19 protein-coding genes are annotated in these 18077 nt (G+C 32.4%); 12 read left to right on the forward strand and 7 right to left on the reverse strand.

Annotated features, from left to right (window positions below; translation table 11 throughout):
• Nucleotides 1-68: 68 nt before the first annotated feature.
• Complete coding sequence (gene yaaA / locus ACJ6WR_RS16950; protein WP_409415898.1) at nt 69-827, reverse strand: peroxide stress protein YaaA; 759 nt, start codon at nt 825-827, stop codon at nt 69-71.
• A gap of 544 nt (nt 828-1371) precedes the next feature.
• On the opposite strand from yaaA, the gene ACJ6WR_RS16955 reads away from it, so the two are divergent.
• From ACJ6WR_RS16955 to ACJ6WR_RS16970, 4 genes are all read left to right on the forward strand, one after another.
• Complete coding sequence (locus ACJ6WR_RS16955; RefSeq protein ID WP_409415899.1) at nt 1372-2805, forward strand: CCA tRNA nucleotidyltransferase; 1434 nt, start codon at nt 1372-1374, stop codon at nt 2803-2805.
• A gap of 235 nt (nt 2806-3040) precedes the next feature.
• The gene (locus tag ACJ6WR_RS16960; RefSeq protein WP_039116011.1) at nt 3041-4069 is read left to right on the forward strand and encodes a COX15/CtaA family protein; all 1029 of its coding nucleotides are present in this window, start codon (nt 3041-3043) and stop codon (nt 4067-4069) included.
• Between the two features lie 19 nt (nt 4070-4088).
• The gene (locus ACJ6WR_RS16965) at nt 4089-4598 is read left to right on the forward strand and encodes a TonB-dependent receptor (RefSeq protein WP_409415900.1); all 510 of its coding nucleotides are present in this window, start codon (nt 4089-4091) and stop codon (nt 4596-4598) included.
• Between the two features lie 252 nt (nt 4599-4850).
• Nucleotides 4851-5651, forward strand: a complete 801-nt coding sequence (locus ACJ6WR_RS16970) for a CDP-alcohol phosphatidyltransferase family protein (protein ID WP_409415901.1) — start codon at nt 4851-4853, stop codon at nt 5649-5651.
• Between the two features lie 147 nt (nt 5652-5798).
• On the opposite strand, the gene ACJ6WR_RS16975 is transcribed toward ACJ6WR_RS16970, so the two are convergent.
• The 6 genes from ACJ6WR_RS16975 to ACJ6WR_RS17000 all read right to left on the reverse strand — a co-directional run bounded on the left by ACJ6WR_RS16975 (nt 5799) and on the right by ACJ6WR_RS17000 (nt 11907).
• The gene (locus ACJ6WR_RS16975; RefSeq protein WP_409415902.1) at nt 5799-6566 is read right to left on the reverse strand and encodes a LytR/AlgR family response regulator transcription factor; all 768 of its coding nucleotides are present in this window, start codon (nt 6564-6566) and stop codon (nt 5799-5801) included.
• 88 nt (nt 6567-6654) lie between these two features.
• The gene (locus tag ACJ6WR_RS16980; RefSeq protein WP_039116007.1) at nt 6655-7014 is read right to left on the reverse strand and encodes a 2TM domain-containing protein; all 360 of its coding nucleotides are present in this window, start codon (nt 7012-7014) and stop codon (nt 6655-6657) included.
• Nucleotides 7015-7031: 17 nt separating this feature from the next.
• Nucleotides 7032-7337, reverse strand: a complete 306-nt coding sequence (locus ACJ6WR_RS16985) for a 2TM domain-containing protein (RefSeq protein ID WP_039116006.1) — start codon at nt 7335-7337, stop codon at nt 7032-7034.
• On the reverse strand, nt 7337-8674 hold the full coding sequence (locus tag ACJ6WR_RS16990; RefSeq protein WP_409415903.1) for a 2TM domain-containing protein: 1338 nt from the start codon (nt 8672-8674) through the stop codon (nt 7337-7339). The genes ACJ6WR_RS16985 and ACJ6WR_RS16990 overlap by 1 nt, the downstream gene beginning before the upstream one ends.
• Nucleotides 8675-8749: 75 nt before the next feature.
• Nucleotides 8750-9370, reverse strand: a complete 621-nt coding sequence (locus ACJ6WR_RS16995) for a hypothetical protein (protein WP_039117807.1) — start codon at nt 9368-9370, stop codon at nt 8750-8752.
• Nucleotides 9371-9699: 329 nt separating this feature from the next.
• Nucleotides 9700-11907: a TonB-dependent receptor gene (locus ACJ6WR_RS17000; protein ID WP_409415904.1), complete on the reverse strand. Its 2208-nt coding sequence runs from the start codon at nt 11905-11907 to the stop codon at nt 9700-9702.
• A 140-nt stretch (nt 11908-12047) separates the two neighbouring features.
• Between ACJ6WR_RS17000 and ACJ6WR_RS17005 the strand changes: the two genes are divergently transcribed.
• The 8 genes from ACJ6WR_RS17005 (at nt 12048) to ACJ6WR_RS17040 (ending at nt 17905) form a co-directional block, all read left to right on the forward strand.
• On the forward strand, nt 12048-12515 hold the full coding sequence (locus ACJ6WR_RS17005; RefSeq protein WP_409415905.1) for a DinB family protein: 468 nt from the start codon (nt 12048-12050) through the stop codon (nt 12513-12515).
• Nucleotides 12516-12523: 8 nt separating this feature from the next.
• On the forward strand, nt 12524-12982 hold the full coding sequence (locus tag ACJ6WR_RS17010) for a YciI family protein (protein ID WP_409415906.1): 459 nt from the start codon (nt 12524-12526) through the stop codon (nt 12980-12982).
• A gap of 8 nt (nt 12983-12990) precedes the next feature.
• A complete protein-coding gene (locus tag ACJ6WR_RS17015) occupies nt 12991-13566 on the forward strand; it encodes a sugar O-acetyltransferase (protein ID WP_409415907.1) in 576 nt (191 codons plus the stop codon).
• The gene (locus tag ACJ6WR_RS17020) at nt 13566-13955 is read left to right on the forward strand and encodes a VOC family protein (protein WP_409415908.1); all 390 of its coding nucleotides are present in this window, start codon (nt 13566-13568) and stop codon (nt 13953-13955) included. Before ACJ6WR_RS17015 ends, ACJ6WR_RS17020 begins: the two co-directional genes overlap by 1 nt.
• Before the next feature lie 117 nt (nt 13956-14072).
• Nucleotides 14073-15350, forward strand: coding sequence for a chloride channel protein (locus ACJ6WR_RS17025; RefSeq protein WP_052259557.1), 1278 nt, complete (start codon nt 14073-14075; stop codon nt 15348-15350).
• An 8-nt stretch (nt 15351-15358) separates the two neighbouring features.
• Nucleotides 15359-15976 carry an HPP family protein gene (locus ACJ6WR_RS17030; RefSeq protein ID WP_039115999.1) on the forward strand — a complete coding sequence of 206 codons (618 nt, stop codon included), beginning with the start codon at nt 15359-15361 and terminating at the stop codon, nt 15974-15976.
• 75 nt (nt 15977-16051) lie between these two features.
• On the forward strand, nt 16052-16504 hold the full coding sequence (locus ACJ6WR_RS17035; protein WP_409415909.1) for a LexA family protein: 453 nt from the start codon (nt 16052-16054) through the stop codon (nt 16502-16504).
• Nucleotides 16505-16645: 141 nt separating this feature from the next.
• Nucleotides 16646-17905, forward strand: coding sequence for a Y-family DNA polymerase (locus tag ACJ6WR_RS17040; protein WP_409415910.1), 1260 nt, complete (start codon nt 16646-16648; stop codon nt 17903-17905).
• Nucleotides 17906-18077: the final 172 nt, after the last annotated feature.

Consider the following 18077-nt stretch of genomic DNA (forward strand, 5'->3'; position numbering starts at 1 on the left):
AGAAAATAAAAAACCGTCTCTTTCTTTTATAGAATGAGACGGTTTTGTTTTATAATAAGTTTTCTTTTTTATCGGGTAAAAACCAAATGATTTCCTTTAGAAAGATTAGCATCAAATTGATATCCTTCGTAATTAAAACCTTTTAAATCATCAATAGTTTCGGCATTAGTATCTATAATATAACGCACCATCATTCCTCTTGCTTTCTTGGCGAAGAAACTAATTATTTTTAGTTTTCCGTTTTTATAATCTTTAAAGTCAGGAGTAATTACAGGCACTTTTAAAGCCTTAACATCTACAGCCGAGAAATATTCATTACTGGCAAGATTTACAAACAATTCACCTTTTTTAAGTTCCTTGTTTAATGTTTTAGTAACCGTTTCTTTCCAGAATTCATATAGATTTTTTGCTTCGCCAATAGATAATTTAGTTCCCATTTCTAATCGGTAAGCCTGAATTAAATCCAATGGTTTTAAAATTCCATATAAACCAGATAGTATTCGTAATTTATCTTGCAAAACATCTAGTTTCTCTACTGGAATTGTATAAGCATCTAAACCAGTATATACATCACCATCAAAAGTAAATACTGCAGGACGTGCATTTTCTGGCGTAAAAGGAGTTTTCCAATCCTGATTGCGTTGCCAGTTTAACTGAGCTAATTTATCCGAAATATCCATTAATTCAGATAATTCTGCAGGGTTTTTGTGTTTTAAAACTTTATGAACTTGTCTGGCTTCTTTTAGTAAGCTAGCTTCGGTATATTGAGAAGTTGGTAATTCTTTTTCGAAATTTAAAGACTTTGCAGGCGATATAACAATTTTCATTTTCTACTTTTTTGTACAGATTCAAAAGTACAAATTGAAATCAAAAGAATAACAGATACAGATTGATTTGTTTGATACTATCATAAAGACATCATATTAAAAAGCTATTTTAACCCTTTAGCGGGGACTATTTTAACACATAGTAACATAGATTTTGGCACTCTCAAAAAAGGCGTTTCACTTATTCTAAAAGCACAAAGCTGGCTATGTGAAAGAAATGTATTTCTTTTAGTATTCTTTATCACACATAAAATCTATGTTTCTATGTGTTAAATGAAACTTTTGTGATGCAAGTAGGGTTAATACACGAAGTAATTGTACTCAGCGGGTTGTTTTAATAGAATAAATAAGAGAAAAATTGTGGATAAAAAACAGTTTGCTATTTGTAACGGATAGTTTTTGACGAAATTATGAAGTTGAAAATGCTAAATACTAAAAAAAATACGCTCTAGATTGTAAAAGGCGTACAGTATGTTGTAAATTTGCGCACGGTAAAATTATCAATATATTATTTTACTGTTATTTTATAAAAATTAGAGAATTCGTGGCTAAAAAAACAAATTATAAAGGTGCTTTGCAAAATAAAATCTTCGAAATTATTTCGCAAGCCTCTCAAGAACTTAATGTAGATAGTTACGTAATTGGAGGTTTCGTAAGAGACTTACTTTTAAAACGAGATTTTAAAAAAGATATTGATGTCGTTGCCGTAGGAAGCGGAATCGAATTGGCATTAAAAGTTTCAGAATTACTTCCAAAACAACCCAAAGTACAGGTTTTTAAAACTTACGGAACCGCAATGTTGCGTTTTGAAGATACAGACATTGAATTCGTTGGTGCAAGAAAAGAATCCTATCATTTTGATAGCCGTAATCCTGTTGTAGAAAACGGAACGCTAGAAGATGACCAGAATCGTCGTGACTTTACTATAAATGCATTAGCATTATCTTTAAATCCTGCTACTTTCGGAGATTTGTCAGATCCCTTTGATGGATTGAGTGATTTAGAAAATAAAATTATTAAAACTCCTTTAGATCCAGATATTACTTATTCGGATGATCCATTGCGTATGTTGCGTGCTATTCGTTTTGCAAATCAATTAGGATTTGAAATTGAAGAAAAATCATTACAGGCAATTACTAAAAACGCAGAGCGAATTAATATTATTTCGGGTGAGCGTATTGTCGATGAATTAAACAAAATCCTTTCTACAGATAAACCTTCAGTTGGATTTTTATTGTTATTCCAAACAGGACTTCTTGATATTATTTTGCCCGAATTAACGGCATTAAATCAAGTAGAAGAAATAGAAGGACATACACACAAGAATAATTTTTACCACACCTTAGAGGTTGTCGATAATATTTGCCCAAATACTGATGATGTTTGGTTGCGTTGGTCTGCTTTATTGCATGATATTGGGAAAGCTCCAACAAAACGTTTCAGTAAAAAACAAGGATGGACGTTTCACGGACATGAGTTTTTAGGAGGAAAAATGGCCAAGAAGATATTCGAACGTTTGCATATGCCATTAAATCACAAAATGAAATTTGTGCAAAAAATGGTAATCATGAGTTCGCGACCTATTGTTTTATCGCAAGATATTGTGACAGATAGCGCCGTTCGTCGTTTGGTTTTTGATGCGGGAGAAGATGTAGAAAATTTAATGATTTTATGTGAAGCCGATATCACAACCAAAAATCCAAGTAAATTCAAGAAATACCATAAGAATTTTGAGGTTGTACGAAAGAAAATCGTTGAGGTAGAAGAGCGTGATCACGTTCGTAATTTTCAGCCACCAATTTCGGGAGAAGAGATTATGGAAATTTATAATCTAAAACCTTCCAGAGAAATAGGAGTTTTAAAAGAAGCCATTAAAGAAGCTATTCTAGAAGGTGAAATTCCAAATGAATATCAAGCGGCTTATGATTTTATGCTCAAAAGAGGTGAAAAGCTTGGATTAACAAAAGCTTCAAAGTAACTAAGGTTCAAAGGCACAAAGGTTTTTCGTAGAGACGCACCGCAGTGCGTCTTTGTTAAGAAAATTAAGGAATGCATAGGTTTTTAGAAACTTAGTCCCGATCCCGAACCGTCGGGACGGGATAGATTCTCAGTGCCTCAGCACCTTTTTTAAATAAACATAGTAACGAGCTTTTTTAAGTTCATTTATTAACTAAAAATAGAGGTTCTGTAATTTTGCACCTCAAGTAAAAAAAATGAAAAGAGAAAATAAATCAGTAATCATTTGGCTTTTGTCAGGATGTTTTTTATTGTTTTTAATGGTTGTAGTAGGAGGGATTACCCGACTAACAAACTCTGGATTATCAATGACCGATTGGCATTTGGTAACAGATACTTTTCCGCCTATGAGTGAGGCAAAATGGAACGAAGCTTTTGAGCAATACAAGAAGTTTCCAGAATATCAAAAAATTAATATTCATAATGATTTCCAACTTTCAGATTATAAAATGATTTATTTCTGGGAATGGTTTCACCGCTTTATCGGTCGTATCATTGGTTTGGTTTTCTTTATTCCTTTTGTTTATTTTCTAATAAAGAAGAGATTAGACAGTTCGACAATAAAAAAATGTATTGTTCTTCTGGCAATGGGAGCTTTTCAGGGTTTCTTGGGATGGTTTATGGTACGTAGCGGATTAATAGATAATCCAGATGTAAGTCATTTTAGACTTTCGCTGCATTTAACTTTTGCTTTTGTAACCTTTGCTTATACATTATGGGTTGCATTAGATTTAATTTATCCTGAAAGAAATAAAATTACCATTAATGTTACCCTTCGTAATATTGCAAGGATTGCCTTGGTTCTCCTTTTAATACAAATTATTTATGGAGGATTTGTAGCAGGTTTAAACGCTGGATTAATCCACAATCATTGGCCATTAATGAGTGACGGACAATTTATTCATGATTCAGTTTTTATCGAACAATCTACACTTGTGAAAAATTTAATAGAAGGTAAAAGTGGTGTACAGTTTGTACACAGAACATTTGCTTATGTAGTTGTTGCTATTATTCTTTTCTTATATTTTAAAAGCACACAATTTGCTCTTAGCAAAACACAATCAAATGGAATTAAAACTTTGGTTGTTTTTGTGTTTTTACAGTTTATTTTAGGTGTTTTTACACTTTTATATCATGTGCCACTTGCATTAGGTTTGATTCACCAAATAATGGCATTTTTCCTTTTAAGCGCGATGACTTATACTTTACACAGATTAAGTAAGTAATAGCCCAATATTCGATCTCATGAAAAAAGTATATCTATTCCTTTCTCTTGTTTTTGTATGTTTTGCATATGGTCAAAAGAAACCTCAGCCTTTAGTTATTTTGGATGCAAAAAAAATAGGCTATATGAATGAGGTACAAAATATTTTGGAACCAATAAATCCAAATGATATTTCGACAATGACAGTATATAAAGATGCTAATTCAAAGAAATATGGATCAGATTCTGGAGTAATTATAATCACCACCAAGAAATTTATTCTGGATACTTTTTATAAAAACAATATCGAAAATTCTCCACTGAAATTAGAAATTCCATCAGCTGAATATCTATCAAAAATAGGAGTTGTATCAGATAAACCAAAGAGTAAGAATCAGACTTATGATGAATTGTTGAGGTATATTGATACAAATACAATCAATAATAAAATTGAAAAAATAGAATCGATAGTTTTTATAAAACCTGCGGATTCTCAGAAATTAAATCCCGATTGGAAATTTGGAGCAATAGAGATTACTCCAGCAGAATAAAGTTACAGAGGTTACTTTAAAGAAAAGGAACAGAGGTTTATAGCTACAAAGGTTTTTTTTAAAGGTGCTAAGTTGCTAAGCTTCTGAGTCGCTAAGACCGAAAGCTTTGTGGCCTTTGCAGTTAAATTTTTACCACAGATTAGAAAGATTTTAAATGTTATTAATTTGTAATCAATAGATTAATAAATAATATTTTTTTTCGTAAATTACACTGACTATATTGTCGCAACTCTTTTGTTTATAATAACATAGATGTCTAAACTTGCAGCACAAGATAAATTTTATGATTTATCAGATTATGGAAGACCTTTTGGAAGGTTTTTTGCGAAAAAGTTACAAAATACACGATTTACACCTATAGATGTAACCTTGCTTTTTGGAATTTCGGGGTTGGTTGCGATTTATTGTATTCTGGAAAAACACTTTTATTGGGCAGGATTTTTTATAATATTAAAATCTATTATTGATGCTGCCGACGGAGAATTAGCACGTATAAAAAACACACCATCTTATACAGGAAGATATCTCGATAGTATATTTGATATTATTTTGAATTTTTTGTTCTTAATAAGTATATGTTACGTTTCTAAAACGACTCTTCCTATTACAATCCTTGCCTTTTTATGCATACAATTACAAGGTACATTATATAACTATTACTATGTGATTCTGCGAAATAAATCGGTAGGAGGAGATAGAACTAGTAAGATTTTCGAAGATAAAATACCTAAAGCATTACCAGGTGAAAGTCAAAAATCGGTCGTTTTTTTGCATCAGGTTTATATTATTGTATATGGGCTTTTTGATAAAATAATTCATGCACTTGATAGTGATGCTTATAAGGTTAAAACATTTCCGAACTGGTTTATGACCTTTGTTTCTTTATACGGTTTAGGTTTTCAGTTATTGCTCATCGCACTTATGCTGGCAATGGATGGCATTGAATATATCGCACCCTTTTTTATCGGATATTCTATCCTGATTTTTGTAATGATAGGAATTAGAAAATATTTTTATCCAGTGGTTGAGAAATTTAACCGCAAAGGGCACTAAGATTTACGCAAAGTTCGCAAAGTTTAAAATCCATTTAATCCTTTTAATCTGTGGCAAAAAAAATTAGCCGCAAAGAGCGCAAAGTTTTATCCTTTGAACCTTTGTACCTATGAACCTCTGTACCTTTTAAATCTGTGACTAGAAAAATTACCCAATCCAGTTTTTAAAATCAGAAACTTTCTCGCGGCTTACAATTACCTCATCGTCTTTATAAGTTGGTAAAATTATTTTCAGGCGTGAATTACTATACAACACAATTTCTTTGATTGCAGGAAGCGGAATAATAAACTTACGGCTTACGCGATAAAAATCTTTTGGATCAAGTTCTTGTTCCAGAATTTCTAGAGTAGAATCGATTAAGTAATTTCTATTATCTGTAGTATGTAAATAAGTGCCTTTGTTTTCGCTAAAAAAACATTCTACTTCATCAGTTCCTATTACTTTTAAATGCTGTCCAATTTTAACGGTGAATCTTTTTTTATAGATTTTCTCGAATGGATTCGAAAGCATTTTTTTAATCTGCTCAAAATCTATTTCAAGGTTTTGGGGAGTGTTTTCTACTTTTGGCAACCGAGATTTAAATTTAGAAATTGCCACTTCTAAATCATCTTCGTCTATTGGTTTCAAGAGATAATCAATACTATTGAGTTTAAAAGCTTTTAAGGCATATTCATCATAAGCAGTTGTGAAAATTACGGCACTTTTGATATCAATCTTTTCAAAAATTTCAAACGATAATCCATCGGATAACTGAATATCAAGAAATATTAAATCTGGATGTTCGTTTTGCGAAAACCAATCAATTGCCTCTACAACTGAGTGAAGCATTACAGCTACGGGAACATTTATTTTATCAAGCTTACGTTGTAATAACCGCGCGGCTGGCTTTTCGTCTTCTATAATTATTGTTCTCATTTTTTGGTTTGGCAAAAGTTTTGGTTGGTTAAAAGTAGTAGTTAAAATTTAATCAGAAAATATTTTTATCTTTTTATTTAAATGAGGATTATTCCCATTTTTGGTTGGCTTCTTTTTTCATAAATTCTTTTATTTTTCGTTCTTCCCAGTCTATGCTAAAGAATATGTTTCTTCCAAATACTGTAAAAGCATGAATTACCAGACCGATACCCCAAAATATTGCTGTAGAGAATGTTTCCCATCTCCAGAACTCTTCATTACCTATAATACCTCGATTTGCACTAGCGATAAGAATGAATATATTTACCAGAACATATATCATTAGGTGAGAGTAAAAACCTTTTATCCTTTTCATTCTTTTGTATGCTAAATTATAACGTTCGTCATTTGTTATGTTTCCGTCATAATCATCGTAATCTTCAAACATGCGTTTTCTAAATCGTCCCATCTTGATCTAATTTAATGTTATTGCCATTTTTCATTTTTGGATTTTTCTTTATCCATTAATTCTTTTATTTTTTGTTTTTCCCATTCTTTACCAAAAACAGGAAAACAATTAAAAACTTTTAATCCGTGAAATAATACTCCTAATCCCCACCATAGTAATGGCCAATAAAACCATAAATGATTAGGGCTGTAGTTTAAATTAATAAAAAGTAAAATAAGGTTGACTATTATAAATGAAGCCAGATTACTATAGAATCCTTTAATGTCCTCAACTCTTTTTTTAGCTTTTAGATAACGGTCGTCATGTTGATTATTATCTTCCATTATTTCCAGTTTTGTTTGTTCTCTTGTTTTCTTAGAATCTCCTGAATTTTTCTTTCTTCCCAATTAGTACTATATCCAAATACTTTGAAAGCATGCATAAGTAATCCAAATCCCCAACCTAAGGCAGAGAACCAAAACCATTGAAATCCTGGTGAAAATTGTAAGTTTACAAAAATTAGAAACGGAATTACACAACAATAGGAAATCAAGTTTCCATAAAAACCTTTAAGTTGTTCCACTCTTTTTTTGGCTCTGTAATAAGCACTATTTTCGCTATAATCGGATGTTGTTTCCATAACAGTAATTTGTTTTGTTAAAATTGGTATTCTAACGGTAAATGTTGCTGCATTTTGCTCAATCAATACTTTTCGATTGGTAATAATGCCGTAGCGGTTTACAATATTTTGCAATCCTACACCTTGGCGGTCTTGCAATACTTCTTTCTTTTGAAAATCATTTTGAACGACTAAATAATCTTTCTCAATGAATATTCGGATATGTAACGGTTTCTGTTCGCTTACTACATTATGTTTTACCGTGTTTTCTAGTAAAAGTTGTAAGGATAGCGGAACTACTTTTGCTTCTGGATTAATATCTTTAGTTGGTAGTTCATAAAACAAACTGTTCTCAAAACGCATTTTTAACAAATTCATATACGTTTTGGCAAAAGCCAATTCATCTTCTACCGATACCAGTTCTTTGTCTTTTTGTTCTAAAACGTAACGATAAATTTTAGACAATGATGTCGTAAAACGTTGCGCATTATCTGGGTTTTCTTCTATCAGAGAACTTAGTACATTTAAACTATTAAAAAGAAAATGTGGATCGATTTGATTCTTTAAGCTTTCGAATTTTGCAGAAGCTGTTCCCGCAATAATTTTCTGTTCCTTAACTCTATTTTCATTATATAATTTGTAAAAATAAAAGGCGTATAATGATAAGGTTATAAAAAAAGTAATAATAATAGAACCGATATAATTGGAGAGGTTTTCATTTGTTAAGAAAACTTCAAAAGACTTTTTATTGATAATAACCTCTTCAAGAATTCGAAGTAAAAAAATCACAAACAAAGTGACTAGAAAAGAGCCAATAAAACCAATTATTATCCTTTTTGCCGAGAACCTGTTTTTTTCAAATACTACATCTAAATAACTGAATAAGGTTGTGTTTGCAATATATAATGAGAGCGTATAAAGAAATGTAAACAGAAAGTAAATGAACAATTGTAAATCAAAATGAATAGTTTGACCAGATAGGAAACCTATAAATTGAACAACTACAAAAATTGCAATTGATAAGTACAGTACTCTGGGGAAGTCTTTATATATTTTATTCATTTTGTTTTTTTAATAAATTTGGAAGGAAGAATAGCGAACAGATTAACTTCCTTCCCAATATTTTATGCTAAAATTTTATTTACAAGTTTTTTGAACTTCAAGCGCTCTGTCTAAACCCCATTTTGGAGAAAAAGGAGTTTCAGGTTTAAAAGTAGCAAAAAGTCCGATAGCTTTTTCAACCTGAGCACACAAAGGTTTCGTGTCAACTCCTGTCCATTTTGCACCACCCAATTGAAAATCGGCTTTGCCAAAAACAACTCTAGGATTATCTGGAGCCAATGCTTCAGCTTTGTTATATGTTTCCATCGTTTTAGCCGAATATTTCATTCCGTTAGTCATAGGATCAGCTACAACCCAAGCAGTGTAAATTAAAGCTTGTAAAACGTAAAGTTCTGCATTGTTTTGATCTTTTATCATTTCGATATTCAATGCATTTTGCGCTTTTGTAAGTAACAAATCTATTTGTGTTTTATCTTGAGTTTTAAAAGCCGATGTTGTATTTACTAATGCAACATAATAATTAGGCAACCAGCTTGTTTTTTCCGCAGCAGCGATTCTTTCAAACAAATCTGATGCTTCCGTATTTTTTCCTTCTTTCCAAAGCCCAAAAGCTTTTCCCATTCCTTGTTCAAATTGAGTTTGAGCAGATAAAAAGCTGCAAATAAATAATGTAATCGCGGTAATAAATTTTGTCATGATTTCTTGTTTTAAGGTTTAGTTGTTTTTTGATGATTGAAACGTTTGTTAATTTATACTTCAAAAGTATTATAGATTTTATTCTCTTTAAATTTTATGTTACTGAGTTGTTGATTTTTAGGGATGAGTTGTTTGAGGAAGGTTCAAAGGTTTAAAAGAGAGGTTCAAAGGTTCAAAGGTTTTCTTTAAGGTTCTAAGTGGCTAAGGTTCTGAGGTACTAAGTTTTTTAGATTCTGAGTAACTTAGTCACTTAGTTTCTCAGAACCTCTTCTACACAATATTGGTAAAACCTTTGAACCTTTGCCTCTCAGAACCTCAGTAGCTTTCCTCTAAAGATTCTTCAACTGATTCTCATTTTTATTATCACTAATAGTCCAGAAGAAACCAATAAAGAAAAAACGGTCTGCTGTAGGCGTTACGGCTTGTCGGTTATAAACTCCGGTTGCATCTGGATTTTTGGCATAATCGTATCCAAATACATTTTGAGTTCCTAATACATTCGAAACCGAGAAGTATAAAATCTTTTGAGTTGTTAATAAATACGCCCAGCTAAGGCTTAAACTATTGTATGATTTTGTTTTTCCGTTCATGAATTTTGTTTCATTTGGGTTGTTGTAAGGTCTTCCTGTGCTAAAACTATTTGTTAAGCCAACTTGCGATTTCCAATCGGTAATAAAATATTTAGTTACAACCGATAAGTTTTGGTCGGCAACAAAATCGGGAGTTACACTTGTTGGGAAATTTTTATAATCTCTTTTGGTGTCAATGTAGGAGTAGGAAATCCAGTATTCCAGATTTTTGTATAATTTACTATCTCTCCAGAATATATCGATTCCTTTAGCATAACCAGAACCATTGTTATTAAAAACCGAATTGTATTGAATGTTTTGCGTGTCGTATTTGACCAAATTGCTGTAATCTTTGTAATAGGCTTCGGCTCTAAAAGTGCGTCCCGTTTTATTGTATTGAAAGTTTAAAATATAATGCGCTGCTTTTTCGCTTTCAAACTGATGATATTTTGAATATTTGATGTAATCAACAACTGGAGTTTGTGTAAAGTCTCCATAAGCAAGAGAAAACTGACTGTTTTTTGCCACTTTATATCCTAATGAAACTCTTGGAGCTAATGCAGTTTCATCAAGTAAACTATTGTTAGAAGCTCTAAGTCCAACTTTTGCAGCTAGTTTGCTAGAGAACGAAATTTCAGTTTCGGCATAAATAGCAGCAATGTTAGAGTCGTAACCATTAGTAATTGTAGGTGTTACATTATCCTGAAAATCTTCGCTGTATTTAGTAATAAAATAATCAGCACCAAATGATAGTTTCACTCTGTTGGAAAGGCTCTTTTTTAATTTTAATTTAAGATGAGCAGCATTTTCATCATCGTTTAAATGATCAATATCAATATCTTTTTTATTGTTGCTATACCCATAACTCAATCCCGAAGTAATTTGCCAGTTACTACCAAATGTTCCATTATAAACTGTGTTTAAGTAAAAGTTGTTGTTTACTAAATTGACTCTTATTTTATCTTCAAAATTGATGTTTTTCTGGTTAAGGTCGATTTTTTCAGTATCAAAAGCGGCATATAATTTCAGAGTTCCGTTAGCAAAATGATAACGATATACACTTTCTCCAGATATAGATTGATAGGGTTGGTTCCAATCGACATCTTGTTTTATAACCGCCTGATAAGGTGCCAGATTGATGTAGCTCACATTTACGCTTAAAGAGCTTTTATCCCATTTTTTTGTATGTCCAACTCCCAATCCTACAGTCATCATAGCGATGTCTGTTTTATTTTGGTCAGGTTCATCCTGAGTATTTAATAATAATACACTCGATAAAGCTTCGCCATATTCTGCCGAATAACCTCCTGTAGAAAAAGCAATTCCGCTAAATAAGAAAGGAGAGAAACGACCACGAGTAGGTAAGTTCTGAACCGTTGCGCCATATGGCTGAGAAACTCTAATACCATCAACAAATGTTTGTGTTTCGTTGGCTTCTCCACCACGAACGAATAAACGCCCATCTTCGCCCACACTTTGAGTTCCTGGTAAGGTTTGTAGTGCAGCAATAATATTTCCTGCAGAACCAGCAGTGGTAACAATGTCCAAAGGTTTTAAGACCGAAACCCTGGCTTTATCGCCAGACTCCATAGTTCCGGCAGTAATAACAACGGCATCTAATGAATTTACGTTTTCCTTTAGCTTTATAGTTTGATTTTTAAAATTGGCAGGATCTATTGATGTAGTTGAAGTTTCATAAATTAAAAAACTTACTATTAATATTTGATTTCCTGAAGTTTCGGTTGTAAATGAAAACTCTCCATTTTCGGCACTTGTAGCACCATCGTAAGTACCATCTATATATATGTTTGCCCCAGCGATTGGCTTTCCTTTTCCGTCAACTACTTTTCCCGAAAGTGTATTTTGGGCAAAAATAACTGAACTTATTACTAAAAATAAGATTGTAAAAAGGGATTTGATTTTTAATCCTATTCCGTTTTTATTTAATTCTAGACACTTGGTTTTCATGTTTTTTGATTTTGATGAGACAAATATATTTTGTTAATTTTAACATTAAAATATTAAGTAACCCAATTGTAGAATTTTGAGGATGAGTTGTAAAATACTTATTTGTATCTTAGCTTCTGTATTTCAAAAAACGTTTTATTATGTCAGAAAATAAAAGAATTTCAAATCTATATCAGTCTATTTATAATGGAAATCCTTGGCTAGAAGTTAATTTAGCAAATACATTAAAAGATGTAAGTGCAGATCAGGCATACAGGAAAATAAATCCTAATTTAAATACGATTTGGGAAATTGTCAATCATCTTATACAATGGAGAAGAAACATTTTAAGACGCGTTCAGGGAGAAACAGTCACTACTCCTGATCATAATTATTTTGTACCTGTTTTAGATTCATCTGAAGCAGCTTGGGAGCAATCACTTCAAAGTCTGGCAAAATCGCAAGAATTATGGAATTCATTTTTAGATGATTTTGATGATGCCGATTTAGATAAAATATATGTCAATAATAATCATACCTATTATGAGCATATTCATGGAATCATTCAGCATGATGTTTATCATTTAGGTCAAATTGTTATTCTTAAAAAAATGCTCAAAACGTTATAATCCACTTTATGAAAAAAGCAATAGTATTACTCGTGTTTTTATTTATGAATGTTATCGTATTTTCGCAGGAAACGGAAGTTAAGTTTGATGAGAATTTAGCAAAATCTCTAAATGCGGACGATTACGGAATGAAGAAATACGTATTCTGTCTTTTAAAATCAGGAACAAATACAACAGCTTCAAAAGAAGAAACCAAGAAATTATTTGAAGGACATATGGCTAATATTGGCAAATTAGCCAAAGAAGGAAAATTAGTTGTAGCTGGACCTTTTATGAAGAACGATAAAAATTATAGAGGGATTTATATTTTTAATGTAGCAACTATCGAAGAGGCAAAAGCACTTGTAGCAACAGATCCCGCAATAAATGCAAATTTGCTTGAAGCCGAATTAGTACCTTGGTACGCAACTGCAGCTTTGCAGGAAACATTAAAGATTCATGAAAAAATCGCCAAGAAAAAAATGTAATACTATTTATGAAAACTGAAAAAGAAAAAATGATTGCAGGAGATTACTACTTAGCTGGTGATTCAATTTTAGTAAAAGATCGTAGAAGAGCTAAAAATTTACTGCATCGTTTAAATGTAACAGAATACCGTTTGACTAAAAAAGCCAAACTAATTTTAGAAGAATTAATCCCCAATACAGGCAAGAGTTTTTATATAGAACCACCGTTTCATTGCGATTATGGATACAATATTACTTGTGGCGATAATGTTTACTTTAATGTAAATTGTGTTGTTCTGGATTGTGCTCCGGTAACTATAGGGTCGAATGTATTTTTTGCACCCAATGTTCAAATTTATACGGCTACACATCCGCTTGACGCAGAATTAAGAAAAACACTCGAAAATGCGTTGCCAATTTCTATAGGAGATGATTGCTGGATTGGAGGAAACTCAGTAATATGTCCGGGAGTAACCATCGGGAAAGGTTGCGTAATAGGAGCGGGATCGGTTGTTACAAAAGATATTCCTGATAATTCGCTTGCAGTTGGGAATCCGGCAAAAATTATCCGAAAATTAAATCAAGAATCAGAAAATAATAAATAATGCTTTCATTAAATAAAGTACACCATATTGCTATTATTTGTAGTGATTATAATAAGTCCAAATTGTTTTATACCGAGATTATGGGTTTAACTATAATCAGAGAAATTTATCGCGAAGAACGCCAGTCGTATAAACTTGATTTAGCATTAAATGGAGAGTATATTGTCGAGTTATTTTCGTTCCCAAATCCGCCAGCAAGAACTTCTAGACCAGAAGGAGCAGGCTTACGGCATTTGGCTTTTGAGGTGTCTGATCTAGACGAAACAATTGCATTTTTAGCATCAAAGAATGTCGCTTATGAAGCAATACGAATTGACGAAACTACCCAAAAAAGATTTATTTTTATCGCCGACCCAGATGATTTACCGTTAGAATTTTATGAAAGGTAATTTTCTTACTTTACTGTTAAAAAAATGCAATATTCGTATGTTTTAAATCGAATATGGTTCTGTTTCTCTAAATTTGCAAACCACTTATAAAAAGTGAGTTTAAACTTCAAACTTCTGATGAACAAAACGGCGCAAATCAAAAAGAATCATCAATTTATTAAATTTCGAAAATTAGTTATTGTTTCTGTTTTAATTGGTTTTCTCTCGGCATTTTTAGGGATTTCTCTCAAGAAAATAACGGAGTATTACGAAGAAATATTTTTTCACCAAGCTACGGTAAATCCGATTTTTTATGTGATTTTCCCTGTTTTTGGACTTTCGGTAATTTATTTCTTGCGTCAGTATTTATTCAAGAAAAAAGAAAATAAAGGGATCAAAGAAGTTTTTGAAAGTACCCAATCAAAGTCTAAAAACTTACCTAATTATAAAATTCCATCACATTTTATTAATGGATTATTGACGGTTATTTTTGGAGGTTCTACAGGAATCGAAGTTTCTACCGTTGTCGCAACAGCAACGATTGGTTCGGTAGCACAACAAAAAGAAAATATTTTTCGCCAATATAAAACTGAATTAATTTGTGCGGGAGTTGCGGCAGGAGTTACAGCATTATTTAGCAGCCCGATTGCAGGGATTTTATTTGCAATCGAAGTAATTTCAAGAAAAGTAACCCGAGCTTTTATAATCTCCAATTTAATTGCAGTTTCTATTGCTTTCGGATTAATTACAATTTTAAACGAAGGACCATTATTTGCTGTAAATATTACAACTTGGCACTTAAAGGCGATTCCGTATTTTATCCTTTTAGGTATTCTAGCAGGAATAAATTCAGTTTATTTAACTCGTTGCGTTTTGTTTTTTAAAGGGCAGTTCTCTAAGATAGAAACACATTATTATAAAATCATTTTAGGTTCGATTGTTCTTAGCGTTTCCTTATTTATATTTCCACAACTTTATGGAGAAGGATATCATGCAATAAATGGAATTTTTACAAATTCAGCAATTCCGTTAACGCTTACATTAACTTTCACCTTTATCGGGATCTTACTTTTAAAACCTATCGTAACTTCTATAACATTGGCTTCTGGTGGCGACGGAGGTGTTTTTGCACCAAGTCTTTTTATCGGGGCATTTTTGGGATTGCTTTTGGCATCAGTTTTAAATACGTTTTTTAATGCACAAGTAATTCCGTTAAATTTTATGGTAATTGGTATGGCAGCCGTTTTAAGCGCTAGTATTCATGCACCATTTACAGCAATATTCTTAGTTTGCGGACTAACGAATGATTACACTTTATTTTTGCCAATCTTAGTTGTTTGCTTGATTTCTAAGTACACAGCAAAAATGATTTATCCGCATACAGTTTATACATTTTTACCAAGCATATCAAAATAAAATAATTTATGGGGGGTGTTACCAAAATAAAAAGAAGCTACCGCAAAACAAGATATATACTTTACAAAGAAACTTTAGTTAATTCTAAAGAGATATTCTGGTCATTCTTAGGCTCATTTGTAGGTATCGGATTGATTGCTTATACCCAAACCCAACATTTTACAGGATCAGATTTAGTGTACTTAATTGGTTCGTTTGGAGCTTCGAGTGTTTTGGTTTATGGAGAAGTTAGAAGTCCGTTCTCACAACCTCGTAACCTTGTAGGAGGACATGTTATTTCGGCAATTATAGGAGTAACAGTACAACAACTAGCACCAGATATTATCTGGATTACAGCACCATTGGCAGTATCACTTTCTATTGTTTGTATGCAAGTAACCAAAACATTACATCCACCAGGAGGAGCAACTGCACTTATCGCCGTTACAGGTTCCAGCCAGATAAAAGATTTGGGGTATTGGTATGTTATCTCGCCAGTATTAACAGGAGTTACAGTATTGCTTATTATAGCTTTGATATTTAATAATCTTACTTCATATCGTAAATATCCAAGTCATAATAAATACCATAATACGTATCATAAATTCCGAAGAAGATTAAGCAAGAAAACATCTCCAAATAATTAAAGATAGGTATCGTTGATAACTATTTAGTGTTAAATACTAACAGCGAAAATATAACTTCCGTAATTTTGTGAAACTATGAAATTACGAAGTTTAAATAACGACGACACAACCCTAGAATTTTATATTCCGGATTACTCATCAAAATTAGAAATTCCTTTTTTTGATGTGGGAATTAGCGCAGGATTTCCATCTCCAGCCGATGATTTTATCGAGCTAACGATAGACCTCAACAAAGAATTTATTAAAAACAAAGACACTACTTTTTTTGCCAAAGTAAAAGGACATTCCATGAAAGATGTCGGGATAAATGATGGTGATTTGTTGATTATTGATAAAAGTTTAGAACCACAAAATAACAAAATTGCAGTTTGCCAAGTCGATGGTAAATTCACAGTAAAACGTATTAAAATAGAAAAAGATATTGTTTGGCTTATCGCCGAAAATGAAGATTACGAACCTATAAAAGTGACAGCCGAAAATGAACTTTTGATTTGGGGAATTGTAGTTCATTCGATAAAATCTTTTTAATTGTATTGAAATAGAACGCGGATTAAACGGATTTTATTAATATTCTAAAAAAATCCGTTTTTTTTCAGCGCTTTCGCGATAGCGAATCTGTTTAATCCGCGTGCCATTTATAGGTGTAGTTTTAACCTCAAATAATAAACAATGTTTGCTTTAGTTGATTGTAATAATTTTTATGCCTCTTGCCAAAGGGTATTCGAACCACATTTGATAGGAAAACCAGTCGTTATCCTTTCTAATAATGATGGTTGCGTTATTGCGCGTTCTGATGAAGCAAAGTTAGCAGGAGTTCCGATGGGAGCGCCCGCATTTAAATTTGAAGCATTGTTTAAAGAAAAGAATATTTATGTGTATTCTTCTAATTATGCTTTGTATGGCGATATGAGCAATCGGGTAATGAATATGCTTAGAACGTATACTCCCGATATTGAACTGTATAGTATCGACGAAGCTTTCTTGAAATTCTCAGGTTTCGAATTATTCGATTTGCATAATTTGGGACTCGACATGCGAAAAAAGATTACAAGAGGTACAGGAATTCCAGTAAGTGTAGGTTTTGCTCCAACGAAAGTTTTGGCAAAAGTGGCAAATAAAATTGCCAGGAAATTTTCTGAACGAACTCAGAATGTGTATTCGATTGATAACGATGAGAAAAGAATCAAAGCGCTTAAATGGACAAAAATAGAAGATGTTTGGGGAATAGGAAGAAAGCATGCCAAACGCCTGAAACAAAAAAATATCCTGACAGCGTATCAGTTTACACAATTATCTGATGCTTGGGTGCGTAAAGAAATGGCTGTTGTGGGACTTCGACTAAAACATGAGCTAGAAGGAAAACCAACATTAGATTTAGAGGCACCTCGAAATAAAAAAATGATTGCGACTACACGCTCATTCGAAACTAAATATGCTACTTACGATGAGATTTCGGAACGAGTAAGCACCTTTACAGCTTCGTGTGCCGAGAAATTAAGACGCCAAGGTTGCCATTGCAATATGGTGACGGTTTTTATTCAGACGAATTATTTAGCAAACGACCAATCACAATATTCGCGTAGTATTACTATAAATACCGACTTTCCGACCAACTCTACAATCGAGCTAAATCAAGCCGCACAAAGAGGATTAAAGGAAATTTATAAAACTGGATATTCCTATAAAAGAGCCGGAGTTGTTGTTATGGGCTTAACGCCAAATGACGAAACACAGCTTAATTTATTCAGTACATCCAACCCGAAACATCAGCCATTGATGAGTGTTATCGATAAGATGAATTTAAGTTATGGCGATAACAAAGTCAAATTTGGAGTACAATCATTAGGCAGACAATGGAAAATGAAACAAGAACGATTATCTCCCAAATTCTCTACAAAACTTAAAGATGTTATTACGATTGAGGTTTAGTTTTTTTTAATTTCAAATTGTATTGTGTTTCTTTTGATTGTCTAAAAAGGGAACGCGGATGATACGGATTCGCTATCGCGAAAACACGGATTAAAACGGATTTTTAAAGTTTTAAATTTCGAGAGGAATCATTTTAATCTTTTAATCTGTGGCAAAAAAAAACACGGAACAC

The sequence above is a fragment of the Flavobacterium sp. PS2 genome (genome assembly GCF_046250155.1).
Taxonomy (GTDB): domain Bacteria; phylum Bacteroidota; class Bacteroidia; order Flavobacteriales; family Flavobacteriaceae; genus Flavobacterium.